The 24,090-nt window shown below is 50.8% G+C and carries 35 protein-coding genes and 1 pseudogene; 2 read left to right on the top strand and 34 right to left on the bottom strand.

The annotated features are described in order from the left end of the window. Positions 1–30: 30 nt before the first annotated feature. The 21 genes from A6013_RS08655 to A6013_RS08565 all read right to left on the bottom strand — a co-directional run bounded on the left by A6013_RS08655 (position 31) and on the right by A6013_RS08565 (position 16,852). Positions 31–633, bottom strand: a complete 603-nt coding sequence (locus tag A6013_RS08655) for a tail assembly protein (RefSeq protein WP_049136375.1) — start codon at positions 631–633, stop codon at positions 31–33. 94 nt (positions 634–727) lie between these two features. After that, a complete protein-coding gene (locus tag A6013_RS26780; protein WP_127353563.1) occupies positions 728–1,339 on the bottom strand; it encodes a hypothetical protein in 612 nt (203 codons plus the stop codon). Between the two features lie 36 nt (positions 1,340–1,375). Then, on the bottom strand, positions 1,376–2,089 hold the full coding sequence (locus A6013_RS08650; RefSeq protein ID WP_049136376.1) for a C40 family peptidase: 714 nt from the start codon (positions 2,087–2,089) through the stop codon (positions 1,376–1,378). A 1-nt stretch (position 2,090) separates the two neighbouring features. Next, complete coding sequence (locus tag A6013_RS08645; RefSeq protein ID WP_049136377.1) at positions 2,091–2,846, bottom strand: phage minor tail protein L; 756 nt, start codon at positions 2,844–2,846, stop codon at positions 2,091–2,093. Further along, positions 2,843–3,190, bottom strand: coding sequence for a phage tail protein (locus A6013_RS08640; protein WP_049136378.1), 348 nt, complete (start codon positions 3,188–3,190; stop codon positions 2,843–2,845). Before A6013_RS08640 ends, A6013_RS08645 begins: the two co-directional genes overlap by 4 nt. A 336-nt stretch (positions 3,191–3,526) precedes the next feature. Further along, on the bottom strand, positions 3,527–6,439 hold the full coding sequence (locus A6013_RS08635) for a phage tail tape measure protein (protein ID WP_049136379.1): 2,913 nt from the start codon (positions 6,437–6,439) through the stop codon (positions 3,527–3,529). After that, positions 6,436–6,699, bottom strand: coding sequence for a DUF1799 domain-containing protein (locus A6013_RS08630; protein WP_049136380.1), 264 nt, complete (start codon positions 6,697–6,699; stop codon positions 6,436–6,438). The genes A6013_RS08635 and A6013_RS08630 overlap by 4 nt, the downstream gene beginning before the upstream one ends. A 47-nt stretch (positions 6,700–6,746) precedes the next feature. Next, positions 6,747–7,058 (bottom strand): phage tail assembly chaperone, encoded by a 312-nt coding sequence (locus A6013_RS08625; protein ID WP_025913015.1) that lies wholly within the window; start codon positions 7,056–7,058, stop codon positions 6,747–6,749. A 64-nt stretch (positions 7,059–7,122) separates the two neighbouring features. Further along, on the bottom strand, positions 7,123–7,794 hold the full coding sequence (locus A6013_RS08620) for a phage tail protein (RefSeq protein ID WP_049136381.1): 672 nt from the start codon (positions 7,792–7,794) through the stop codon (positions 7,123–7,125). A gap of 69 nt (positions 7,795–7,863) precedes the next feature. Next, positions 7,864–8,274 carry a DUF4128 domain-containing protein gene (locus A6013_RS08615; protein ID WP_049136382.1) on the bottom strand — a complete coding sequence of 137 codons (411 nt, stop codon included), beginning with the start codon at positions 8,272–8,274 and terminating at the stop codon, positions 7,864–7,866. Further along, positions 8,271–8,855, bottom strand: coding sequence for a hypothetical protein (locus A6013_RS08610; RefSeq protein WP_049136383.1), 585 nt, complete (start codon positions 8,853–8,855; stop codon positions 8,271–8,273). The genes A6013_RS08615 and A6013_RS08610 overlap by 4 nt, the downstream gene beginning before the upstream one ends. A gap of 1 nt (position 8,856) precedes the next feature. Further along, on the bottom strand, positions 8,857–9,207 hold the full coding sequence (locus A6013_RS08605; RefSeq protein WP_046887755.1) for a hypothetical protein: 351 nt from the start codon (positions 9,205–9,207) through the stop codon (positions 8,857–8,859). Position 9,208: 1 nt separating this feature from the next. Then, positions 9,209–9,691: a DnaT-like ssDNA-binding protein gene (locus A6013_RS08600; protein WP_062934626.1), complete on the bottom strand. Its 483-nt coding sequence runs from the start codon at positions 9,689–9,691 to the stop codon at positions 9,209–9,211. Between the two features lie 36 nt (positions 9,692–9,727). After that, entirely contained in the window at positions 9,728–10,006 is a 279-nt protein-coding gene (locus A6013_RS27290) for an Ig-like domain-containing protein (RefSeq protein WP_175437382.1), read from the bottom strand. 2 nt (positions 10,007–10,008) lie between these two features. Then, the gene (locus A6013_RS08595; RefSeq protein WP_069732877.1) at positions 10,009–10,962 is read right to left on the bottom strand and encodes a major capsid protein; all 954 of its coding nucleotides are present in this window, start codon (positions 10,960–10,962) and stop codon (positions 10,009–10,011) included. 11 nt (positions 10,963–10,973) lie between these two features. Then, entirely contained in the window at positions 10,974–11,744 is a 771-nt protein-coding gene (locus tag A6013_RS08590) for a hypothetical protein (RefSeq protein WP_069732876.1), read from the bottom strand. 80 nt (positions 11,745–11,824) lie between these two features. After that, positions 11,825–12,922, bottom strand: a complete 1,098-nt coding sequence (locus A6013_RS08585) for a phage minor head protein (RefSeq protein ID WP_069732875.1) — start codon at positions 12,920–12,922, stop codon at positions 11,825–11,827. A gap of 1 nt (position 12,923) precedes the next feature. Next, positions 12,924–14,312, bottom strand: coding sequence for a DUF4055 domain-containing protein (locus A6013_RS08580; RefSeq protein WP_069732874.1), 1,389 nt, complete (start codon positions 14,310–14,312; stop codon positions 12,924–12,926). Position 14,313: 1 nt separating this feature from the next. Continuing rightward, the gene (locus A6013_RS08575) at positions 14,314–15,621 is read right to left on the bottom strand and encodes a terminase large subunit domain-containing protein (RefSeq protein WP_045344288.1); all 1,308 of its coding nucleotides are present in this window, start codon (positions 15,619–15,621) and stop codon (positions 14,314–14,316) included. Beyond that, on the bottom strand, positions 15,599–16,600 hold the full coding sequence (locus tag A6013_RS08570; protein WP_069732873.1) for a terminase small subunit: 1,002 nt from the start codon (positions 16,598–16,600) through the stop codon (positions 15,599–15,601). The genes A6013_RS08575 and A6013_RS08570 overlap by 23 nt, the downstream gene beginning before the upstream one ends. A gap of 78 nt (positions 16,601–16,678) precedes the next feature. Further along, the gene (locus A6013_RS08565; RefSeq protein WP_065421364.1) at positions 16,679–16,852 is read right to left on the bottom strand and encodes a GnsA/GnsB family addiction module toxin; all 174 of its coding nucleotides are present in this window, start codon (positions 16,850–16,852) and stop codon (positions 16,679–16,681) included. A gap of 269 nt (positions 16,853–17,121) precedes the next feature. Here A6013_RS08565 and A6013_RS26775 point away from each other — a divergent pair, with 269 nt between their 5' ends. After that, a complete protein-coding gene (locus tag A6013_RS26775; RefSeq protein ID WP_127353564.1) occupies positions 17,122–17,370 on the top strand; it encodes a hypothetical protein in 249 nt (82 codons plus the stop codon). 126 nt (positions 17,371–17,496) lie between these two features. On the opposite strand, the gene A6013_RS27285 is transcribed toward A6013_RS26775, so the two are convergent. The 13 genes and pseudogenes from A6013_RS27285 to A6013_RS08515 all read right to left on the bottom strand — a co-directional run bounded on the left by A6013_RS27285 (position 17,497) and on the right by A6013_RS08515 (position 23,436). Then, the gene (locus A6013_RS27285) at positions 17,497–17,634 is read right to left on the bottom strand and encodes a hypothetical protein (RefSeq protein ID WP_164724261.1); all 138 of its coding nucleotides are present in this window, start codon (positions 17,632–17,634) and stop codon (positions 17,497–17,499) included. 28 nt (positions 17,635–17,662) lie between these two features. Further along, the gene (locus A6013_RS27775) at positions 17,663–17,794 is read right to left on the bottom strand and encodes a hypothetical protein (protein ID WP_256099411.1); all 132 of its coding nucleotides are present in this window, start codon (positions 17,792–17,794) and stop codon (positions 17,663–17,665) included. A gap of 270 nt (positions 17,795–18,064) precedes the next feature. After that, positions 18,065–18,262 (bottom strand): hypothetical protein, encoded by a 198-nt coding sequence (locus A6013_RS26770; RefSeq protein WP_127353565.1) that lies wholly within the window; start codon positions 18,260–18,262, stop codon positions 18,065–18,067. A 409-nt stretch (positions 18,263–18,671) separates the two neighbouring features. Continuing rightward, complete coding sequence (locus A6013_RS08555) at positions 18,672–19,133, bottom strand: lysis protein (protein ID WP_049136391.1); 462 nt, start codon at positions 19,131–19,133, stop codon at positions 18,672–18,674. After that, positions 19,130–19,624 carry a lysozyme gene (locus A6013_RS08550; RefSeq protein WP_049136392.1) on the bottom strand — a complete coding sequence of 165 codons (495 nt, stop codon included), beginning with the start codon at positions 19,622–19,624 and terminating at the stop codon, positions 19,130–19,132. The genes A6013_RS08555 and A6013_RS08550 overlap by 4 nt, the downstream gene beginning before the upstream one ends. Then, on the bottom strand, positions 19,602–19,826 hold the full coding sequence (locus A6013_RS08545) for a class II holin family protein (protein ID WP_049136393.1): 225 nt from the start codon (positions 19,824–19,826) through the stop codon (positions 19,602–19,604). Before A6013_RS08545 ends, A6013_RS08550 begins: the two co-directional genes overlap by 23 nt. A gap of 612 nt (positions 19,827–20,438) precedes the next feature. Then, positions 20,439–20,630 carry a hypothetical protein gene (locus A6013_RS08540; RefSeq protein ID WP_049136394.1) on the bottom strand — a complete coding sequence of 64 codons (192 nt, stop codon included), beginning with the start codon at positions 20,628–20,630 and terminating at the stop codon, positions 20,439–20,441. Between the two features lie 191 nt (positions 20,631–20,821). Then, a complete protein-coding gene (locus A6013_RS08535) occupies positions 20,822–21,655 on the bottom strand; it encodes an antitermination protein (RefSeq protein WP_049136395.1) in 834 nt (277 codons plus the stop codon). After that, positions 21,652–22,014, bottom strand: a complete 363-nt coding sequence (gene rusA / locus A6013_RS08530) for a crossover junction endodeoxyribonuclease RusA (protein WP_049136400.1) — start codon at positions 22,012–22,014, stop codon at positions 21,652–21,654. The genes A6013_RS08535 and rusA overlap by 4 nt, the downstream gene beginning before the upstream one ends. A 2-nt stretch (positions 22,015–22,016) precedes the next feature. Further along, positions 22,017–22,217 carry a hypothetical protein gene (locus A6013_RS08525; protein ID WP_049136396.1) on the bottom strand — a complete coding sequence of 67 codons (201 nt, stop codon included), beginning with the start codon at positions 22,215–22,217 and terminating at the stop codon, positions 22,017–22,019. A 4-nt stretch (positions 22,218–22,221) separates the two neighbouring features. Continuing rightward, positions 22,222–22,823 (bottom strand): annotated as a pseudogene (locus A6013_RS08520) (DUF1367 family protein). 39 nt (positions 22,824–22,862) lie between these two features. Then, entirely contained in the window at positions 22,863–23,105 is a 243-nt protein-coding gene (locus A6013_RS27875) for a hypothetical protein (protein ID WP_224065701.1), read from the bottom strand. A gap of 106 nt (positions 23,106–23,211) precedes the next feature. Continuing rightward, positions 23,212–23,436, bottom strand: coding sequence for a DinI family protein (locus A6013_RS08515; protein WP_038419647.1), 225 nt, complete (start codon positions 23,434–23,436; stop codon positions 23,212–23,214). Between the two features lie 352 nt (positions 23,437–23,788). Between A6013_RS08515 and A6013_RS27370 the strand changes: the two genes are divergently transcribed. Beyond that, entirely contained in the window at positions 23,789–23,953 is a 165-nt protein-coding gene (locus A6013_RS27370) for a YnfU family zinc-binding protein (RefSeq protein ID WP_214551156.1), read from the top strand. Positions 23,954–24,090: the final 137 nt, after the last annotated feature.

The following is a 24,090-nucleotide window of genomic DNA, read 5'->3' as shown; positions in this document are numbered from 1 at the left end:
CACCGGGAGGTGGCTTGTTGATAAATCTATTTACTGTTGGTCTTCTACATAGATACCGGCGGAGATGATCGCGCCACCTATACGGCGCCGTCCGTACAAGAGTGGTACCGGATTGCCCTGAGCTGTCGTATTTGTTACTCCACCAAAGGCATAACTGGCCTTGTTGTCTGCCGATTGCTTGCTGGCAAGTCCGGTTGTTTGTGGAGAAAGCATTTGAACGACACCGCCAAGGGCCATCGCAGCGCCAAATTGCATTAGAGGAACGCCGACAGCACCACCGCCAAAGTATGACGCCACAGCACCAACTGCGACCAAAGCCACACCTAAGATGGTCTGGAATACTCCACCACGTTTACTCCCGAGGATAACCGGCGCGATACGGATATCAGCGGTACTCTGATCCATAGAGAGTTCATCATCGTTCAGGTTACGCTTACCGCTGAATACAGCGTAAGTAAGCCCACGCTGCTTGCTGGTATTCAAAAACCGCTCGAAGCCTGGCACTATAACGCACAATGCACGGATGGCTTCTTTAGGCGAAGCAACAGAAAGTTTGAATTCACGACCAAATGTTGAGCCAAGTATTCCATAGAGGCGTATGGTTCTCATCGGCTGACCAGTTAAAAATGTCATACATGCCTCCAAAGTCTCTCTTGACTAAGAGAGACTATTAATGTTGATAGACTTTTTGATGTTTTTAACACGCAATCCAAGAATTCAAATCAACTTACTTATTTTTGGCTGACGGATTAGCAACTTCTGGGTGTTTTTTATTGAATTCTATAAAGCTACTTGGACATTCCTTTGAAAGTAAATAATAATTTACTAAACATGCATCCGCCTTAGCTTCATCGCTCGAATGATACACACCATCTGCCAAAGATAATGTCGGAGCTAAATACCTGGCTTTAATCAACTCTTGCCCCAACGCCAAAGCATCCTTAGAAGTAGCTGCTGAACAAGACGTAACAGCACCGTCAAATAACGTCTTATTACCTTTGCAATTTAAGGACGCATCTAAGAAGGACTCGTGTAAATCGGTGCGCACTTGAATAAATGCAGGATCAGTAATATTTGAACCAGCCAAGATCCCTATCAGACCTAACCCACCTCCGATTGTAGCAATGGCTGAACCATTGGCGAGGTTCAAATCTCCCCATACCAACCATCGCAACAGGAAAAAACTCACTGCTACGGACGTTATCAAATATCCAAACCCAGTCCATAGATTGTGACTGTGCCCGAAGAAACTCAAGCATGCAAGCCCGACCCCAACGACAAATGGAACGCAGACAACGACCATTTTAATATAAAAAGTATTCAAGTTGACAAATGCCACATTAATATCCGTTAATGAAGTACGTTGGGCTCATTATTATATAAACTTCGATTGATGGCGAAGGATTTTGTTTGTCCTCTCACGCCAATACCCACCATAGGGTACTCGCTGGCTAAGATGTCCATATAGATGATGCAGAAGCATGTTCCCCTCCAGTAAGATTCCTGAATGGTTCCACTTATTCGATTCCACCTGCATGATGATCAGATCGCCCGACATCGGTGATCCACTGAATTCACGGAAACCACACTCGTACCAGCAATCCTGATAGAAGTTGTCCGGGTAGTCGTTCTCCCACCAAGGATAATCTACACGGTAATCCTTAAGCTCGATCCCATGCTCCTGCCGGAAATAGCTCATCACTAGGCCCCAACAGTCGTAGTGTCCGAGCACAAACGGGCGCCCGAGCAACGGTAATTCACCGCGGGGAGTAATGGTGCGAAAGTCTCCTTCAGGCCAACTGACAATATGCCAGGGCAGCAACGTTGCATCGCATTGAGCCTTGTCCAGTTCGCTTGGTTGGGTCGTCGCGTCGGGGTGGCTATGTACGATTCCCGTTATCGTCCCCCAGTCTTCAGCAGCAGCGTAATCCTCTGGCGAAAGGTGAAACTGTTCCGTTGGTTCGGCAGCCAGATTACGGCATGGGAAATAGCGTTCCACCCGACTTTTCTGCGCTATTACACCACAGCATTCGCGGGGATATTCTTTCGCGGCATGCACCAGGATGTCCTGAATTGTTTTCTGACGCATGTTAACTCCTGATCAAAGATGTTCCAGGAAAACCACCGAAAGGAAGTTCATTGTGTTCACCAAACCGAAGCTTGCAGGCGGTGAGCGTGCCGTTACATTCATCCAATGAGGGATCGCTTACCGGATTGTTGTTTTTGTCGAAGTAAAGCGTGCCCGTATAATCGCACCCATCGCCGGTGCGGTACTTATTCCGGATGCACCAGGTACACAGGGAATGAAGCTGCCTGGTCGGGATCATCAACCCCTGCAGATCCATCGGGCTGGTAAGAACAAACTCGATACTTTCACCGGAAAGCTCGCTATTTTTACCGTCGATATAGAAAACCCGCTTTCTCACCTGCAAGGGATCTGCTGTTGGATTTCCATCCGGGAAATTGCGCTCATCCAGGTAATGCGCAAAAGTGTCATGAATCGTAACTTTGGCCTGCAGCATATCGTCATAGGCCAGACAGAGCGCAGTGATAGAACTGTCAATGTTGGCAACGGTGAGCGTCGGCTGGGCGCTACTGCCATCGGTTGAAGCTTCCAGTCCCTCGAGCTTATATGGCCAGGCACCATACTCTTCGCCCTGCCACCAGATACTCTTCGCCTTTAACTTTGATTCGTCGCCACCAGCAGCCGCAATCTCTTCTTCAGTATGCGGGAGGTTATAAGCGTGAAAGCGCAGAACGTCGTCCAGACCAAACGCAGAACCGTCTACTTCAAGAAGACGTATTTTTTCACCCGGTTCGAGGCGTTGATAATCTTCAGTAATCATGGTGCGTATGCCTGTTTGAAGGTTGCTTTTATGGTCATCACTTTGCTGGATAGCGGCTGGGCTTTAATGGAATCAGCTTCAATCCGGTATAAACCGGTTTCGCCAACAGGAGACGTCCAGATAAAGGATTTTGTGATGTGCTTGCGGCAAAAACTCAGCGCATCGAGCATCTCAGCTTTTTTTCCCGTTAAGGTCATCGGCCATGACTGTTTTTCAGGGTTGATACCTTCACCGGCGATCTGTTCAAAGCCGTCTCCAAAGGATGCAGAGCGTGTTGTGTAAGTGAACTCCCCTTCCATACCCGCTTGAATCTGGGTTCGCCAGGTAAATGTTTCGATCGTCACTTTTTCTCCGGGCATAAAAAAACCCGCCGAAGCGGGTATAATTCGATTAGTCGCTGAAAGAAATTTCATCTCCAATTGTCGATTCATTACGTATATTTGAATGGCTATTACACAATTTCACTACACAGCGAGTTCTCATGAAAACACTACTAATCGCAGCTCTTTCTTTAGCGCTTGTGGCGCCCTCGATCACTTATGCAAAAGGTTCTCGTGGTCATTACACCAACGGGAAAGGCTCCTCACACAAGGGTGGGACATATACAACCCATAAGTATCTGCCCCGTAAATAATTAATCTTGTGATAGCAGGCTCAAACAAGGGACTGCTATCAGTTTATCAACGGCTTTTCATAGCGTTCCAAATCAACCTTCCGGGTTGCAACTCCTTAGCAATTCCAGCACGAACAGACTGATCGATGGTCTGTTTGTAAGCCTGAGAAATAGCATCGTTATTGCCGGAAGTTTGCTGCTGAGAGTTCTGGTTTTGAACTATCACAGACGTTTGAACTGTTACGCCACCAGCTGCATGCGATTGCAGCCCATACCTTGGGGCAGAGCCAACATAACCGCCGTTAGCATATCCCGGAGCTCCACGCATAAGCGCATACAGATTGCCGACACCCAGTGCACGAGTCGCTTCTTTCGTAAACACAAACTCACCGCCGTGTACAACGCCTTTCGGTTGGTACTTACCCCCATCTCCCGTGTAGCCGCCTCCATCAAAACCGGGGACCAAACCACCACCTGAGAAACCAAAGAACGCACCGATACCAGTTCCACCAAACGCTGACTTCATTCCATTAACCAGAGCCAGTTGGGTCAGCATCTGGGCGATGCCCTTGAGGAAAGTGGAAAGGAAATCTGAGAAGTTAGATTTACCTATTGTGAAGAAATCAGTCAGGGTGCTGGCCATGCCAGTGAACGCGTTACTGGTAACCGTCTGCACCTGGGAGTACACATTGGTCGCGCTGTCTTCGAAATCAGCCCAGCCCTTTTTCGCGCCGGTCAGCCAGTCACCGCGCAGCTGATCTTCAGCATCATAGTAATCATTAGCTGCCTTAAGCTGTTTCTGATATCCGTCATCATCCAGCGAACCACCTGAATTTTTCCAGCCAGCGGCGAGCTGACTTTTCGAGAGTTCACGTTGTGCCTGACGGTCACTCATCCCGGCACCGATCACTAATGCAGCCTGCTTCTCTGCCATCTGTGTGACGTATTTCTGCGAGGTATCCATTCGCTTGTTCAGCTGTTCCTGTGCGGTAATCTGATCACCTAACAGGGCTTTCTGCCGTGCCAACTGAAGCACCTGGTATTTACTCGTCAGCAGGGATTTCTCCTGCTTTGTCAGTGAACGTGAACGCGAGGCCTCCTCCAGCACCTGAAATTTCGCTTCAGTCGTCCACAGATCTTTGCGCTGCTGGCTGATAGTGTCGTTCAGCCCTTTATGCTGCTGCAGCGCGCGTAACTGAGACTGAAGCGCCAGCAACTCGGCCTGGGCAGCATCCGTGCTGAGATCGCCAGCCGATAAAGTGCCCTGCTTTCCGGTTTTGGTTTTTTTGCCAAAAGCAGCGACTCCTTCCCGATCCTTCTGGGTGGTTGCGGCACTTATCTTTCTGGTCGTATCGAGGTATTTACCTGCACTGATATCAGCCGCATCCCAGTCTTTTTTCAGCTGAGAGACGCTGTCACCATATGCGCCGGCCATTTGTTCGTTGTAGTCCTGCCATCCCTGCAAAGTATCTGTTTTCGCCCAGTCAGGAACGAGGTTAATCGCGGCAGCGATAGAGGAAGAAATGATCTGGTTCAGCTTCTGGAAAACGATCGCAACGCTGTAATAAATTGCGTTGAATTCCTTCAGTGTGTTTGATGCCAGCTCAGCTACCCACTGACCGATACTCTGCATGGCCTCAGACGCCCAGCCCTTGATATCCAGCCACAGGCGACCAAACGGTGTCAGCGAGTCGTAAGCCTGCTCTCCACGTTCTGCCATCGTATCGCCAAACAGGTCCATAGCCTGCGTAACGGCCGCTGTCTGGTCCTTTTGCTTCACCAGTTCATCAATGTGCTTAAGCTGTGAAACGGTCAGGAAATTATATTGTTCGTTGAGACTCTGCAGCGCTTTAACAGGGTCTTTTTCGATGTCCTTATAGGCTTTGGTGATGTCCTGCGCCGAGACTATACCGGTCTGAACCGCCAACGCCGTGGAGCCCGCTGCTTTTTCAAGTTGCTGCTGTGTCAGCGATCCCATGCCAACCAGCTCAGTCATCAAGCTCTGAACGGTACCTACAGTAGCGCCAGTAGAGGCAGCAATAGACTGGGAGGAAGCCATGATCTTGAGCGCTGACGTGCCGGCAATGTTGCCAGTCCTGATAATGGCCTTGTTGATTTCGTCGTAGGCGGTGAAGTAGTCCGATCCCGCTTTGGCCGCAATCAGTACAGCACCGGCCAGGCCACCAATGGCCACTCGGGCAGGAGTCACCATCGACAACATCGCTTTCAGAGCATTGCCTACACCGCCAAACGAATCGCGCAGCTGGCCGCCCTGCTGAATGGCTACCATATAAACCGGCATACCGGACGCTAATGAAGTTACGATGTCGGTCATTTGCATTGGAAGATAACGCATCGCGTTGCGGTATTGCCCCGCGCTGATCGCTCCTGACTTCCACGCTTCTTCCTGCTCTTTCAGTCGGGCGATCATCGGTGCAGCACGATCGGACACGCCAAGTTGGGCTGCTTTTAGCTCTAACAGTTCTGCGCGCGTTTTCCCGATTGCTGTGACCTGCTCTTCCAGCGAATCGATAAAGGTTTTGCCCGCTGCAGCTGCCCGCTGCGCTGCCTGTGCCTGTTCAATGCGAGCCCGCCCCTCTGCGGTCTCAGACTCCATGACCTGCGCCAGTTTAGCTCGGGTCGTCTCAAGCACGCTGTTGTAGCGAGTAAAGTCTTCATCCCCTACAAGCCCTTTACCGCGAAACTTCGCCAGGCTCTCCTGGATCGTGTCCAGTTCATCCAGCGCCTTGTTTACGGGGCTGATTTTATTCAGTAGGTTCTGCAGTTCCTGCCGCTGTTGCTTGAGGCTTTCGCTGTTTTTCTTCTGGTTATCGATACCGGTGCGGAACGTACTATTCAGGTCATCCGCTTTACCTGCCGCGGCGGACGCGGTCTCCTGAAAGCGATCCAGTGCCTGATTACCGCGCTCCAGCTCACTGGTATTTACACGCAGGGAAATCGTGGCGATATCGTTACTCATTCCGCCCTCTCTTTATGCATAATTTTTAGCGCAGCACTTTCCATCACCCGGATGTCCGAAAGCGCGGTTGCCTCGTCGTCGACGTTGTGCAAACGCATCACCCAGGGCAAAACGTTATAGTCGAGCCCGGACGCGCCCCCCATTCCCGTTCGCCATTGCGTGCTGACAGTCTGAAACACCAGGAATGAAGTCCATACATCTGGCCAGACGTCGACGTAATGATCGTCGTAATCATCCGGCGTAAGCCCGTATGGTGCCAGGTCTGCCGCTGTGGGTTCAGGCGTATAGAACGCAGAGGCAACCGCTATCAGTTTTTTTCGCGCTGCCCCATCAGCTCGCGGTAGTAGGTTTCCGGGATGGCCTTCATCGCCGCCGGATAGTTTTCCAGCAGCACCGACAGGTTTTCCGCGTTGAATGCATCGGGAAGTGCCCAGCCAGCAATGATTTCCATCAGAAAATCAGTGGCGGTTTTGCCTTCCAGTTTTTCCAGATTAGCCAGCTCTTTGAGTGGCTTATGATTAAACGTGAAGGTCAGCACGCCATCCTCATCGCCGGCGCGCGGGATCGAGACGTTGGCCTTAAATGTAGGTTTTGGCTGAAGGGTGAATTTGGTCGCCATCGATACCTCTTAACGGAAAAAAGCCTCCACAATGAGAGGCATGAAATAGTGAAAGCTCTGACGGCTAGGCGGCAGCGTCAGTCACCTTGTAGAACGTCATCGCCGGTGACTGCAGGTTCAGCACCACACTTACTGTCTCTACCTCGTTAACCGCAGTAGTTGGCGTATCGTCAAAGGACGCCGTGGCCGCCCAGTAACGGTTTTCCTTCGCCTTCGGCACGTACATGTAAGCCGCAACCGTCTCTTCGTCTTCGTCCAGTTGGCGCAGCAACGGATATACCGGGAGAGTTGAGTCGTGAGCGATCGAGTAGGTCTGAGAGACTGCGGATTTATAGGTATTCAGGTTGCGCTGGCGATCATCGCTGAGGAACTGAATCTGCGTGGTGTTCTGATCACCACCGGATTTCGATACCTCTGTGATTTGTGGCAGTTCGGTCCATTCTTCAATTTTGCGAATAGAGCCGGAACCGCCGCCCGCCGCGTATTTGTTTTTGTTGGTGGTATTGATGTTGCGAAGAGTGACAGCATTCTCCGCAATCGCGTCGATTTTCGCGATAACGTTATCAATACCCGACCAGTTGCAGTTCACGTGAACGATATCGCCGACCGCAATATCGTCCGCGGCGCTGACGGTGATCACCGCGTGCTCAGCATTCGTCGCGCCGGTGAAAGTAATGGCCGGGCCGTAGCCCGACGCCAGATAAACATGAGCGCCGTTAGGCAGTGCAAAGCCCATAATGGTTACTCCTTTAGAAACGGGAAAACCGGCTCAAGGCCGGTCAGTTGTGGGACATCACAGAGGGAATCAGCTGGTAATGTCTGTCCGATAATTCAGGCTGACAGGAACGGTGTAGGACACAGGTGTAGGGACGCCGCGGAATATGACAGGCGCGCTGGTAATCCAGCAGGTAAAGTCTTTGCCTGCAATTTCCAGCCCCTCGGGGAACAATTCCGCTACTCTGCCCGCCATGGCAACGACGGAGGTACGGCCGGAGCCGGCTGGCGCTACGACATTAATCTGGTACACGCCTGAATAAGTCCGGCAGCGTAATCCGAGATCGATTGTTCGAGGCGTAACGGGCATATCGTGAACGGCCAGGTACATCTCGTTAGCAGGAGGTGTGAACGGCACGTTCTCCCATGCAACCGAAATGCCCTCGGCATCGGCCCAGGCACCCAGTCTGGCGGCCAGTGCAGATGCAATATCAGGAATCACTTAGTCACCTCCCTGACAGCTTCCTCAAAGAAGCGTTGAAACTCAGCTGCAGTTATGCGGACCATACCGCCCGGAGCCTGTGTGGAATGCCCCATTTCAAGCGGGTAGGCATAGGGCACGTTGTTGCAGAAATAAATGGCCTTCATCCCGACTTTGAAGAGCGACAGCGTGTAGTTCCCGGCCGCTTTTGTCAGGTCGCCGGTCTTGTCTATTCGCCCTGTCTCGTCAGTAGTTGGCGCATCAAAGGACACCTGCCAGTTACCGCGAAAGCGTCCGCCCGTATACCCCGGCGGTGCTTTGATATCCATCCCATCCACCACCTGGGCTTTTTTCTTCAGTCGCCCGGTTTTGGTCAGGTTGTCGGGATTGGCGCGCTGCGCCTCGTTGTGGTCGTAAACAGCGCGATTATAGGAAACGGCTGCCTGGTTGACTTCCCATAACTCCGGGTTGCCCACTGGGGACATCATCACCAGTTGATTAAGGATCCGAATGCCGACTGCGCGTACGACTGCTTCCTGATTCGCTTTGGCTTTGTCCACAAATGCGGTGATGGCAGCCGTGAACGCCTTATTATCGCCCATTTTATGCCCTCAACTGAGCTTTGTAGCAGAGCACCACAGCGCCCGGTTTCACCGGGTTAGGTTTAACAATACGGTAGGCTGTGCCGTCAATATCAACCACATCACCGATTTTAATTTCCTGCTCTGCCGTAAAAACGATCTGCACGTCGCCGTTAACGATGACCGTTCCATCAATTTCACCTGGCGCGTATTCAGTCTTCACGCCCACAGCAGTAAAACGGACCGCTTCAGTTTTATGCTCAACGCCACCAATAACCGCTACCGAACCTTTACGGGTGATGTTGTACGCCACGCCGTTCTGCCTGAGCATGCGGGTCGTTCTGGCCTGCACACGTTGGTAATCAATCGCCATATCAGGCCCTCTCTGCAAATGCATTAATGGCGTAACCACGACCACCAGCGAGGTCGCCCAGCAGCGCCATAACGGCAGGATAGGACGGCGTGAAAACCTCACCATCTGCGACCGCATAGGTCATGGTGACAGCACCTTCCACACGTTCAGTTTTCACAGCGGCTTCGCGCACGCTGGAGAGTAAATCCCCGTCGATTGCCTCTACCGCCAGCATGCACTGCGCGGTTATAACCTGCCGTGGAACTTCATCCGGCGGGAAATCATGTTCATCCAGAATGACATTCGCCCGTGGCCAGGCCAGCGGCTGTCGAGGGTCTGCTTTTGAGCCAACCCAGTCCAGCCCCTCCAGGTAATCCATTGCTTTAATCAGCAAAGGTGTGAGCTTGTCAGATAGTTCAATGCCGCGTATTTCCGCAAATGAGGCAAGATCCTCTTCACTGGCGTAGCTGTTGGCATCTGGAGAGGTGATATCCGTATTAATCATCTGAGCATCCTGTTTATGGGGCTTTCGCCCCATTCGTTATTCTCCGGCAGGTGCAGTGAAGGTGATCTCATCAGTGGTTTTCGCCACTCCTTCAACCGTGCCGGTTACCGTGAAGGTGCCAGCAACGTCTGATGTGAGTTTCACCGTTGCACCACCAGCAGAGCCTGTTTGAGAACTGGCCGTGCTGAGTGTGCCACCTGTGGACGTCCACACGACGGTTTTACCGGATACACCGGAGCCATTCAGCATGTACTTCAGAGAAACAGTTACCGCGTCTGTGCTGTCAGCGGTTGCGGAGGTTTTATCCGCTGACAGCGTTACTCCCCCACTGCGGAGCCCAGCTTAATCAGCACGCCTGCCGTAGATTTGTTGCTGGTGAAGTGTTTCTTCCAGTTGCCCGCAGTGCCGATGGCGGTCAGGTCAGGGTTATCACCTTTGGCGGTATCCCAGCTGTAGCCCAACAGGTCAACGTTCACCACACCTTCAGCACGATAGCCAACCGCAAGGTTTTCCTGATCGTTGATGTCGTAGGAACGGAACCCCGGCGCCTGCGACTCGGTGACGGTAACCGCTCCGGCTACCAGCCCAAGGATCGCATCAGCGTCCATGGTGTCGGTCACAAGCACAGGTTTACCCAACGTACCCGGCTGCCCGCCGTAAACCACCACGCCAGCTTCTTCGTAGATTTTGTTGGCGATCGCCTCATCCACGATGTCGAAGTAAGTAGCGGAGTGCATAACGAAGAGCACGACACGGTTGAACTTGTCGCCGTACTTACGCAGGCCACGTGTCAGGGTCTTCTTACCGTCGGTCTCAATGTCGGCAGTGACCACCATGTCCGCGTTTGCGCCAATAGCAGCCGTAAGCGCTTTCAAGCCATATTTCACATAGCCTTCCAGCGTCGCGTCAGCAACATCAGTGCCGATCACTTCTGAGAACTCGTCAACCGAGCGGCCGCGGCGTTTGAACGCTTCTTCAGTAGTTTCGTATGGACCGTATTTCCACGGCGCTTTGACGGATACGGCTTCACCAGCGCCAATCTTCTTACCCGTCACCTTTTCGGTGGAGTTAACGTCACGCGATTCGATTGAGCCGCCCACCTTGTAGAAGGCACGCTTGCGGAAGTCGCCTTCAATCAGTTCGTTATCCAGCAGGATCGCGCCGTTGGAGGACGCGTTGAAAATTGCCAGGTTGTCCTGGCGACGCTCGAGGAAAGCGGTCTGCGCCAGATCGTCATAAATAATCAGGTCACTATTAATAGTGGTAGACATGGGTTAATCCCTTATTTCGGAAGTTTGAGGAAGGCCTGCTGGCCATGCTTGCGGATGTAGTCCGCTTTGTCGCTGGCGCTCATTTCGGAACGTTTCAGGCTGCCACCGCCGTTTGGTTTGTGTCCGCCCGCGCCGGTGCCTTCTGCGCGTGGAAACAGATGCGGAGCCGTCTCCTTAAGAGACTCCGCCCATTCGAGTGGACTCAGTGGCGTTTTGCCGTCTTTACCGAACAGAACATCGCCATTTGCATCAACTGCTACGGCCTCGCCTTCGTCGTTGAGCTGGAACGTGCCTTTGGCACGCAGAATCAGATCGTCGGATGCTTCCGGCAGCGCGCCAGCTTTTGAGGCTGCTGCACGGATTGCATCGCCCAGAACTCGATCCCGGAATTTGTTGGAGAACGCTTCGGCTTTGTCGGCGCGTTCATTTGCGGCTTTAATCTGCTTATCAACGTCAGCGCGCAGACGCTCGGTGCGCTTATCTAGCACCTCATCAATTTTCCCGGCGGCAATCAGCTTTGCCTCTTCGTCGTCGGAAAAACGTTGGAGGATCCCACGTACAGCATCAGGATCGATACCATCGAAGCGCGACAGGGTTTCTTTTTGCTGCTTGATGGTGCCCAGCAGCTCAGAGTTTTTTGATTTCAAGCCAGTGACTTCGCTGGTCACACGCTCATCAATCAGCTTCTGGATTTCTGGGGTGATTTCGATACCACCGCCACCGCTGCCCTCTCCGCCGCTTTCAGGTGCGTAATATTTCAGAAGCATGTTTCGAATTAACATAATTTCCCCTTGGGATTTTGCCGGGCCTCGCCCATAAAAAAGCCCCGACGGATGCCAGGGCGTGAAGAAAGTAATGGTTGTTAGTAGTCAGTACCTGAGAGCTGTTTCAGACGTTCCAGGCTGATCCATTCGCCTTTGTCAGTGAACATATCCGCCAGGTCGATTTCACCCGCGCGGAACAAACGGCCACGCTCGGCACCCAGAACTTGATCCTGGCGTTGTGCTGGCTGGCGTGCGAGCCATTCCAGATACGAGGTTTTCCCCGGTACCTGTCCATCCATGCTGGCACGAGTCCCCTCGTCCATCTCGTCGATATCGATGCCGAGTTCTCGCCATGACTTGAGGATCAGGGTTTCAGTAGAACGGCAGCAGAAATGAATCTTCCCAGGTCCCTGCAGGTAAGGCACCTTATGCCCAACCGGTTTGTTATCAAGGGTGTAGCGCAGCAGGTCACGAATAATGCAGTCATGACTTGTTTTATTGTCCAGCGTAGACAGCCACTGTTTGCCTTTCACGATATCGCTGTTGGCACTGGTGAAGCTGTTGCGTGCTGTGGCAGCCAGATGATTTACAGCTGTTTTAGCGATGCTGGCGGCATTTGCCCTGCTCATCTGCAGCGCGCCGTCGCGATAGTCTTTGTTGGCGTGGCCGCGAACACTGCGTGCGATTGTTTCTACCGTGTCGCCGGCAAGATAACCCCTGCGGACAGCGTTCACGATACGCGCCAGCCTGTCCGATTCCAGATTCTCCGCCCATTCACTCAAAAGTCGTCCCTGAAAGGGTTGCGCCATTGCTGCTGCATACACCATATCGGCGGTGATGCCCTGCAGCGAATAGTGAGACAGGACCTGTGATGGCAGAAGGGAATCGAACAGGCTCAGCTGATAACTGGCTTCGTTCTTGGCCAGCGCCACCAGCTCACCCTTGAGCCCTGCCTGCATGGTAGCTACGGCCTGATGATTAAGTTCGCGTACGCTGCCCAGTAAACTCTGCAGACGGCTAACGGTGAAGCTCTCAGGAGGCAATCTGTCCAGCGCATCCAGTAGACGTGCCGACAGGTCAGCATCCGTCTCGTTAAGCAACTTCACCATCCGGTTTGCCACGCCGGTGGCGTAGCGGCTTAACCAGACGGAATGTGCGATCGACTCATCGCGCAGGCTTTCGTTTACGGTTGCCATATCAGCCCCCGGTCAACGTGGGTGCCTGATTGCGAAGCGCATCAATAACCTCGTCCGGGCTGTCTGCCGGGTCAATAAGATCGAGCTTCTGCAGCGCGCGAATCATATCGCTGTCGCGCAGCGCACCGGACTGCCAGGCGTTGACGATCGCCGTCACCATGCCCGACTCAGCAACCTTCGCAATGAATTCCTGATTGATGGTGTAACTCGTCGTTTCGCCCTTGATGCCGAGGTATTTCGCACACCAGCCAAGCGCCAGCGTATAGGCTTCAGAAACGTTTGAAACGCAGATACCGAGCACCGATGTTGAGGATGTTTGCTCACCGCTCGCCTGGGTAGCAGTCTTCGCCGTGGCGTTCTGCTCAATCAGCCGGGCGCCAAGCTGCACCATGTAATCGCGCTTGCTGTCCATGGCCTCTTTAGCCAGCATGTTCGGCTGTGCCTGGGCATAACCAAACGAGCCTTCTTTGGGAAGCAAAAGCGGTGATCGGGAACCAATTTTCACGCCCTTCTTCTCGAGGTGATCGCGCCAGCCTGTATCGAGCCCAGTCATGTACGGCTGCACCTGGCCACAGAACCACACGCTGTCCTCATAGTCAGCACTGTTACGATAATGACCGTGATTTATCTCCACCAGCGCAGCTAGCGGTGAATCATCGATAGTGGGATCGTTATTCTGAGCACCGACAAAGGTGAACGGGATTTCGTCCCAGTAGTCCTTTCCTTTCGGCTTAGGGTGGTACTCACTGTCAACGGTGTAGGTACCGCTTGCGGTGCCACCTGCCCGGCGCCATACCCGGCAGATAAACTTCCCTTCCTGCAACGCCAGCTCGCGGTACTGGATTTCATCCTTGTAAGCGTAACCATCCGGCTCTTCTACGCATTCACGCAGTACCACCAGTACCAGCTGATCGCGCCCGTTAATTCGCTTTGTACGCCAGTTGATAATGTTCTCTGCCGGATAGCGAAGGATGATCGCCTCATCGGAGGCTTCTGCGTAATCGACATAAAGCCCCTCTCGCGCCACCTCCAGCACGTTCTCGGTCACCAGTTGCGACTGCTGATAGATGCTGGTTCCGGCCCCGTCAGCATTGTCCAACAGGTAATTGAGCTTTTCAGGGCCGTTAAACGTGGGATCCTTGCGATACGCCATCCCAAGCATGCCGATTTTCGTATTACCGGCAATGGCATAGAACACCGCGCGGCTCAGATAGTCCTCATTGCGCTTGCGATTGCGTGTGGATTTATCGGCTGGGTCGAGATAAGGCAGATACTTATTACCTGCCGCTTTTACGGCCTCAGCTCCTTTGCAAAAGTCCCTGTATTTCCGCCAGGCAGCAGAAGCCGCCCGGTGTTCTGGTCGAACCCAGGTGATGTCGTCGTTTGCCATATCAGAAAGTGGTGTCCATGGTGATTGAGTATGCCGGTTTCACGATCGGGTAATCCTTCACGATGAAGTACCCACCAGCATCATTGGGGTGATCGTTATCTGCTGATTTGTCCGGTTCGCCATTGGCCGCCCAGATTTGCTGCTCGAGGCTCTCGGTGTAAACCGGGCAGTTCTGAACGTTAACCAGATAGCGGCGTTCGCCATTGGCGTTGCAGAACATGGCGTTCATCGAGTTGATGCGGTCCTTAACAGGAGGGTTGGCATCATCAACGATGACGCTGAATCCGGCATCGTTGAGCTGGGCGATGTCGGTCTTGCTGGCGTTCTGCGATTTGCGGGAGTCGCCTGACGCATCCGGATAGATATAAATCTCCCGGCTTTTAACGTATCGGCCATCCTCGTAGCGCCAGAACTCTTCCTGGATGCGCTTAATCATCGCCGGAGTATCGTAAACCTTCACCAGTTCACGTACCGCACGCGGCAGGCCATTACGCTTTACGTGAACGATCGCGGCCATTTTTCCAACGTTGAAGTCCATACCGATAAACAGCGGATCCCCATCCTGAATCTCATCAGAACAATTGTTCAGCTTACGGTTAAAGGTGTGGTAAATGGTCCCGCTGTTGAGGTTCGTGAACTTCCCCCGCAGGTATGCCTGAATCAATTCATCAGGATAAGAACTCAGCAGCGAGGGTATGTAATCCGGGGGAAGGTTCTTCGCGTTGTCGAACGTGCTGGCCTGAATCAGCCCGTACAGAGCAGAAAGCTCAGGTTTTTCACGCACCGCTTTTACGAACTGCTGGTAAACGAATTTGAAGCCTTCCGGCGTTGTCGTGACATCGATGCCGTTACGCAACCCATCGACCTTGTAACGCATACGGGCGATGATTTTTCGCCAGGCCTGCTGTGCTTTAGCAGCCGCCATGACGTCCAGTTCATCCACCATCGCATTACCGATTTTAAAGCCGACTATCGAACCTGGCTTCTCCATCGAGCGGCAGATTGTTGTCCCGCGGTACCGTCGCCCCTCGTAGAAGTGAACCTCTTTATTCCCCTCATTGATTTTGACGCTCAGCCCCCAGTCAAAGGCCACCTCTTCGATCGTCGGATAGAAGATGTCACGAATCTGCGGGTAAGTTGGCGCGAAGTAGCCCTGGTTGATTTTCGGATGCTCCCACATGCCCTTACAGATGCCGCCACAACCCACCCACGTCTTACCGGACCCGAACCCAGCAACGTAGGCTTTGAATTTGTGCTGCATCGCGAGGAAACGCGCCTGAGGAATGTTAAGTGTCGGGCTGATCCCCATCTTCCGCCCTCGCGTCCACTACGTTGATATTGATCTGCACTGGAGTCGGTTCGTCATCATCACCATCACCGGCCAGCTCTTTGCGGAGTTTTTCCACCTCCAGCTGCCGGCGGTCGATTTCGATTTGCTGGAGACGCTGCGCGAATTCGCTATCCGCCAGGCCAAGCCGCTTCATTACCGCTTCGAACATTCGCTCACGGCTGATAGTGGTTATCTCGACGCCATTCTTGCCGATCTTTACGCCGGAGTAAGCGAGCCTGGAAGCAGCCGGGAGTTTGCGCGTATCAGGGAAATAAGGCTGGCCGATTCCGTCACCATTACAGCGCGGACAGCCAGGGTTAGGCTCTCTGGTGTGATCGTAGCCATAGCCGCCTGTATCTTGCGGCAGCCTTGCCCCTTCCCTTCCCTCCGCCTTTGCTGTTTCCTCTTCGAACTCTACAGCGTCACGCCACTGATAGTGGTGGCCGAAGCCCCAGCAGTAACGACACGCACCGCGGCGATACTGCGAAAGTTGGTTTGCATCGAAGGTGGCGAGCTGCCACATCTGCGCGAGAACCTCATCGGCACTGCCAAGCGTGCGCGCAATTGAGGCCTTTTGCTGTTGCGCAATAGCCTGCGCAACTGGAGTTTTCTGAAGGAGTTGATAGCCGATTTGTTCAGCTGATTTTTTACTGTAGCCAGCCCGGATAGTTGCCTGTGTAGCATTGCCATCCTTCAGGTATTCTGCGACAAAGCGTCTTTGCTGTGCCGTTAATCCATCATCATCCACCAGATCATCTGCGCTTTTATCTTTCTGCGCAGTGCGCAATTTTTGCTGCGCAGTTTTTTGCGCAATTTGCGCAGATGGTTTCTTGATGTATCGGCGGGCAGTAGCGTAATTCAGTTCCTGCGCTTCACACCATTCCTTCGGTGATACGCCGGTTGCGGCATGTTCGGACAGGAACCGTTGCTGAAGCGCGCCCCAGTCCGGTTTTGCCATTGTTTACTCCAATAAAAAAGCCACCAGCGAATGCCAGTGACTTAGGATTGTTGTGGTGCCGAGTACTTACTGCAAACCTTATATAAGCTTGATTTTTATACTATAACCCTGGAGGCCAGACATAGTTTCTATAGGAATAAACTCAACATCAGAGACTTCCTTCCCTGTTTTTTTTCTCAACTCAACCATTTTTTTTGAGATGAAAGACGAAATCTCTTTTTCGATTTCACTCTTGATGTTATCAGAATTCATTTTACCTCCTATAAATAACTCATTAACACTCAACCAAACACAAATCGTTAATGAGCGAATCAGATACTTATGTATAGATGATTCATGACACTATGGCAAATATGCACCCTACTATATGTACAGACCCACTAAAACATCATATAGCAAAAGCAACTAAAAACCACTATTTAAGGCATATTAAAGTCTATAAAAGCATTACTTGCACACCTTTACAACTAAATACTTATTTCCTGCTATGATTAATGTACCAAACAATCCCAGGAGTATTTATGTTCACTAAATCCGCAGATAAAAACCAAGAGAAACTTGGTGATATGGAAGGCAGTTTTGGTGGAGCAATTAATCCATCAGAACATCCTGTAATAGAAACCGCAAAAAAATACGCAACACAAACCAACGATGCCATACGAAGCCACTCTGACGATATAAAATCAAAAATAAAATCAAACCCTCGAACATGCATTGCAATATTAACCAGCGCAGCTTTTGCATTAGGTTTTTTATTGGGGCGTAGATAATAATAAGCATTCAGCCCAAACGTCAAAACCTTTTTAAATACGTATTCAATCATTCAATCAAGCGTTGAGATGACCAATAAATAATCATTATATTAAACCGCCCTTAGGCGGTTTAATTATTTTATACTAATTCTGTAAATCTCTTTTATCATCGGGTTCAAGTGGACTTGATGGTTGTCCCTCTCCAGGAAGGTCAAGCGGTTCCTCTTGAGGAGAAGGTTCTAAATCAGGGGCAGGATCATCAAAATCAGGACGTCCGGACATATATACTCCTTAATAATTCACGTGTTTTTTATTTCCGATCTCTTTTGGCCGATTTTTTATCCTGCTCATCATTGTTTCGATCTTTCCCTTTTTCATTTTCTTTCCCATTATTCCTGTCCTGGGACCGCTCATTAGAGATGTTCATATGTTTAGCTTTCATGGGTAACTCCAGTGATAATGACAGCAAATTGCTGTATATTTATTATAGTAGCAATATCGAAAATGAATCACATATTTGATGTTACTAAAAATATCCTGAACCCATATCATTAATTACTGGGCATATTAAATAAAATACTTACAAATAAATTACAAATAGAGCATCCACTCAGGGAGGTAAACTATTGGCCGCCACCTAAAGTTTTGCATCTCCTAAACGAAACAGCATTCAATTGGCCCTAAGAAAGAACCACCATATTTATGTTTTTTCTTAAGACTTCATATGCCTAGCCTTGCCACCAGAAAGTGGGGCGGTTTCCTCATTTTCTTCATCATTCTTATAAACTTCTATGAATTCATCAGCATGAACAGGAGCGCCACCCTCATCTTCCCATTCATTTAACGAGTGTAGCCATTCCTCCTGCGTTATGACTTTACCTGTTTTGGTACTACGTAGATGAATATTCACAACACGCTCCCATTCTTTTACTCAACGAAGAGTATAGCTCAACGCAGTTAATCATCAGTTCGAAAATTCAATTAACCGCGTCTAATATTTGGTTATTTTTTATGGGGATATACCAAAAATCATCTATTATTCGAGAAAATAATTGTCATCGGCAGCCTGAGACTATTCCTATTACAACCGCTTACGCTTGTTGATTACTGGTTAACTGCCAGGCTATCCAAGACTCTGATGCGGAGAATGCCAACTCTAGGGAATCATCGATAAAAAGAGCAAGTGAAACTGAGACTCCTTTAGCTCTCCTTGCGAGGGCTTTTTTTTGGCATCACCCAACCTATCAGATTGCGCTTAAAATATATGCTAATGCTAGTGTCCAAGAGCGAGATAGTGGCAGAACCTTGCGGATGAGGTTCTATTTCAGACACTGCTCTTTGATGTAGTCCTGCAGGTAGCCAATTTGCTTTCTCACTGTGACGATTCGCTTTCTGAGGGTGAAATAATCCCGTTCAGCGGGGTCAGTAAGTCTGGGGCTGGTAGCATCGCCCATGCCGCCGGTGCTGGTCGCTCCGTTCGCGGGACATCTGGCGTTGACGTGCAGCCCACACTTACCAGTGCTAACGCAACGCTGCAGATCTTCAAGCTGAGATTTCGCATCGGCTAATTCCTTCGTGTATTTAGCATCCAGTGCCGCTGCGTCACGCTGGCGGGTCTGCATGTCTTTGATGGTGGCGATCGACAGGCTGAGTTTCTCAGTGGCTTTATCGCGTTGGTCTTTATAAGCGATGGCGTTGTCGCGGTAGTGGTTAATCGCCCAAGCCATGGAAACTAGCAGGCTGATAACGACAGTGAAGATGATGGCTGTTAATCGGCTCATTTCTGGCCCCACTCGCATACTTCCCGCTCAATCTCACGACGGGTTATCAGCCCCTTCCACTGTTTGCCACCGGCATACGTCCAGCGCTGCAGCTCTTTGCATGCTCCCGGAACATCACCGGCATTCAGTTTCTTCAGAAGAGTTGATCTGCTGAATGCGCCAGAGCCAACGTTATAGGTGAAAGAGTAAAGTGCGGCCCGAGTGGTTTCGGGAACATGGACCTTAATCAGCGGGTCGATGGCGTTTGCCACCTTTCGCAGATCAGACTGCAGCAGGTTGTCACACTCTTTGTCGCTGTAACGGTGGCCGCGGCGAATATCAGCGCCGGTGTGCCCATCGCAAACAGTCCAGACACCTACGACATCCTGATAAGCGTAATATCGTCGCCCTTCCAGACCATCAGCATTACCCAGCATGATCGCTGCTATAGAGATTGCACCGGATCCGCCAACAATAATGCCCACCAGCTTATTTCTGAGTGTCGGGTTCATCTCGACTCCTGCTACGGCGGTTGTCTTCGCGGATTTTGAAATAGAGATTTGTCAGGTACGTCATCACTGCAATGATGATGCCCACCAGCACGCCGATAGCGTTCCACTGTTCGGGACTGTAGGCATTCAGCATGCCGTTCAAAATGCTGCCGGCTGAAGCGCCGTATGCAGCGCCGGTGGTTAATTTGTCCATGCGATACATGCTCTCACCTCGCTCTGTGCGGGTGCTAAATTTGGGAATAAAAAAAGCCCGCTCTTTCGAAGCGGGCCAATGAGTTGACTATTTATAAGGTAGGTGTGAGTGAGACCTATGCTCAGGAGTGAAGCTGTATCGGCTGATTCACTATAGGCTCAGGAGAACCACCAGAGAGGTAGGCGCATCTCACAACTCAAAGCGTAGCAGCAGATTACAAAACCATAAAAAAATGGCCTGCTTTTTATTACAGGCTCTCAAGGAATTTGAAACTTGTATTGTTGTTGTCATGGTGCCGGGTGCCTCCCGGTGACTCTACCCCAGTCAGCAAAGACGCGCGCATACCTGCAGACAGCAGTTGACTGGAACGCCCTTTCGCTTAGAAAGTGATTCACCACTGAAATAATTTACGCGCCATCTATTCCTGTGGTCAATGCTTTATCTATGAACAAAAAAAAGCCTACTTAACGAGTAGGCAATCTGAGACTAACAGCATGCACGCTGTTAGTGAAAAGCACTAAGTACAAGCACTTCCATATCCATTCCACCGGATATTTAGAAGAGTAGCTCGAAAAAGATGAAGTGCAAGAAATACAGTACAATATCGTGCGATAAATCTTCTTAACTAATTGGTGGAGAAAGTGGGCCGGAGAGAATTTCTGCTTCTCCGTTATGACAAATATCATCTCCCTGCGTCAGATGCCAGACACCAGTTATAGTCTGGCCAGTTTCAAGATCCTCGGTTACACCATTGGTGTAGTAGGCGACCTGAATCCTGCCGTTGTGCTGTACCCAGTAGAAACCTTCTTTCATTTTCCCTCCTGCTTGGTTGGGAAAATTATAAATCACCGCGGGGTTGGTTGGTTTTAGAAATTCTTAAATCGCTATTAAGCAAAAGCCCCACGGGGTTAACCGCAGGGCTTTAAACGAAGGCAATAACCCATCGTTAGAGCAAAATTACCACAGTTTCGGGAAAAGTAAATAGCTCACGATAAAATAATGCCCTACTTTGTTATCTGCTTCAGCTGCGCATCAGCCCACGCCTCTTCGATATCAAACTTAGTGATTAGCTGATCGTAAAATGGTTTAACAGACTTCTTCCATGTATCGAGACTAATTTCATCCGTAATCTGGCACACCGCGGCGTAAGCCTCAGTTGATGGGATTCGCTCATATCCGCGCCCGCTGCAGCGCTTACAGTCAGCCAGAACCGGCACACCCTGCTGTTCAGTAAGAACCTGATTAACGGCTTTCCCGCGTCCATGGCAATCTCTACAGGCACAACTAACAACCTTCTTACCCTTACACTGAGGGCATAGCACGCGCGCTACCTCCCTGACGTCTCTGCGCACCTCATACTCAGAAGGACGAATATTTTCGACGCCCATATTCAGGGACATCTTCACGAATTTCTTCTCTTTTGCCGGAGTGTGAGACTTCATGCTGAAAACCTCAGCGTCAATAAACCCTGCCCCTTTGCAGCCATCGCACGGCTTCACGCTGGCCGCACTACGGGAATAGTCCTCGAACGCGAAGATGGCCAGCTGATGCATCACTAATGGCTTAACCCTGGCATCCAGTTTGCGAAGCGCAGCGACCCGGTCGCACTTGGTCAGCGCGTAATGGGCCAGCAACTCAATCGCCCTCTTCCGGTCATTGTTGCTGATGCCCATTTTCCCGAGAAAAGCACTGTAACCCAATGCTGCCCGTTCCTGCGTCATACCCATAGCGGCCATGATATCCGTTCCACTTAATGAGTCTGACGCCGTAGAGCGCGGAGAGTCGCTAATCATTGTCGATTTGGCGAAGTGATATTTGAGGATATTTTCAAGATTCATGCGGTCTCCAGCTCGGTAATGGTGAGTTCTAATTTCCCGCCCTCAACGACAGGCATTTTCACAACGCGATAGTCGACAACCTGGCAGTCATCCAGCCAGAATCCCGCCTTGGTTAAAGCGTCGAATGCAGCTTTCTGCAGGTTATCCAGATCGCGGCGCCGGTGGTCGGGCATGTGACATTCAATACGGATTTTGAGTGGTGCGGCCGTGCGGATATTAAGTCGGGCGCTTCGAATGACACTTGCGACCGCATAACGGTACGCGACGCCATCAGCGCTAATGTGTGTCCGCCCGCGGTTGTGCCGGTAATACCGGTTATTGCTCGGCGGCCAGGGCAAAGTGATTTGATATGTCTTCACGTTCACCCCCACATCCGGTTTCGCCAGCGACTGTCCGGGCGCGCTGGTGTATTTGAGGTCGGCAGGTATGCACTGACAGTCCAGGTTACGTAATCCTGGTTTAGGCTGCGCTCAACGCGCACGCCGCGCGCTTTGTAACGCTTGACCAGCTCGTCGGCCTGTTCGGTGCTGCAATCGGTGTGGTGGAACCAGGTCTTCTTCATTCCATCACCCCGCAAAGCCAAGCAGCTGCGCGGCGACGTTTTCGGCCTCGTCACGGCTGCGGAATGAACGGGACAGGACCCAGCGCCAGAGAACATCGAGCGCAGCTTTATAGAGTTGCTGAAACTCGAGTTCGTCCATGTTGGCAAACGAGATGCTGCGAGGATGCTTTTTGAGCGTTCCGTCAGGTAGCTGAATGGCATCAAAGTGCCCTGCCTCGACAATCACCCAGGAGCGGTAGCATCGAAGGACTTGCACAGGCTAATGCCATTCGTGACGCGCCGATAAGCAACCTGTTCCAGGTATAGTTCGGTAGCATCGATCAGAGCCCCCTCGTTCCCGCCATATGAAGCCAGGTACTTGGCGTAGCCGGTGATCAGCTTCCGCTCGTTGCTCGAGATAGCCCCGCCGGTTGGTTCCCAGTATTCAAAACCGAGATTGAGAAGCGCGAAAAAGCGCCGGTGAAATGCCGGGTTTCGTACCCGCCTGAACTCGGCAACAAGAATATCGCCGAGCCGGTTTTTTGATTGCAGGATATCCCTGGTCTCGGGCGTAGCCGGGATCAGTATTCCTGAATGATGTTTGATAAGTTGTAATTCTAGCGCCATGGTTCTCTCCGTGGCGCATCAGGTATAGGTTGTTCAGGCCTATGAAAGAATAATATCAGACGGTGGTGTAACTCGGTACCCCAGTCGTTTTGCAAATTGCATAAACCCGTTGAGAGTGAATATTTCTTCCTCTTCGAGCAACGGTCGTAATGAAACTATTCCATTTACTCGATAAACCAGATATCTGCCCTCAGCCGGGAAGCTATAGATAACTGCTTTATCGGCCCTTCTGACCACGTCGTACCATTGATCATCTGCATTAAAGGCATCTGCACTACACACTATTTCCCCCAGAGCGACTTATTGACGCGGTAAACAGTAATCGGGAACAGCCAGGGGAACGCAAACAGCGATACTCTTTGAAACTGCTCCAGTGAAATTCACGCGATTAATAAAACCACTCGTCGGCGCTTTCCCAGGTCTCCTGCACGATTTGCTCAACCTCTTTCTTGTCGCCCCCGAAAACACTCAGACCATCATTGCTGGCACGCTTAATCGTAAGCTGGCATTCATAAAACTGTTTACTGAGCCTTTTGAGCAGTTCTGACTCGAGTGCAGGTATAGCTCCATCAGGAAGTTTCTTCATGCGATCAATGGCTAACTCGATTTTCACTTTCCCCTCCGCAATGAATTACTGTATGCATGTACAGTATATTTATAAACTTATGTAACGGATTTTGCAACGTTTTCAGAACATCGAATGTGAATCAACCGATTTTTCTTGTAGAAAAAAATCAAGCGTTCAATCCAGGCGGTAACCTAGATAAAACTCATCTTGCGTTGCAAAATAGCATAAGGATTTTTAAAAGGTTGGAATTCATTCGCTTCAAAAACGGACATGAAAGCGATGAGTTAGAAAAGAGAAGAAAACCTCACTTATGTTAAAAAATTGGGTGATTATTAAATTGGTTTAATTTTAGCCAAATGTGATAGAGTGAAATACATTCATTGAGAGGCTAATAATCATGTCCGTTATCGATTACACAATGAAACTTTTTGGAAGCGTATTAACCACAACTGTCACCTGCCCTGTTTGCGGCTTAAAATCCGCTCAGCCTTCCTCTAAACTGCGTCTAAAAAGCCCCATGCTTTGTCCGGGGTGTAAAGCACTTTTTATCTCTCCGCGCTAGCTTCACAGCCGATGTTCTACACTTAATATAATATCAGCAGTTGTCAAATCCCCGATGCCTTACGCCCATCCTGAGAGAACGTTTCTGAACTGATTTCGCATCTGCTCCTGCGCGTTAACGTAGCAAAAGAGCAACCC

The organism is Enterobacter sp. IF2SW-B1, from assembly GCF_001743375.1.
GTDB lineage: Bacteria > Pseudomonadota > Gammaproteobacteria > Enterobacterales > Enterobacteriaceae > Enterobacter > Enterobacter bugandensis.
Note: the sequence above shows the minus strand (reverse complement) of the source record. Positions and strands in the feature narration are given on the sequence as shown.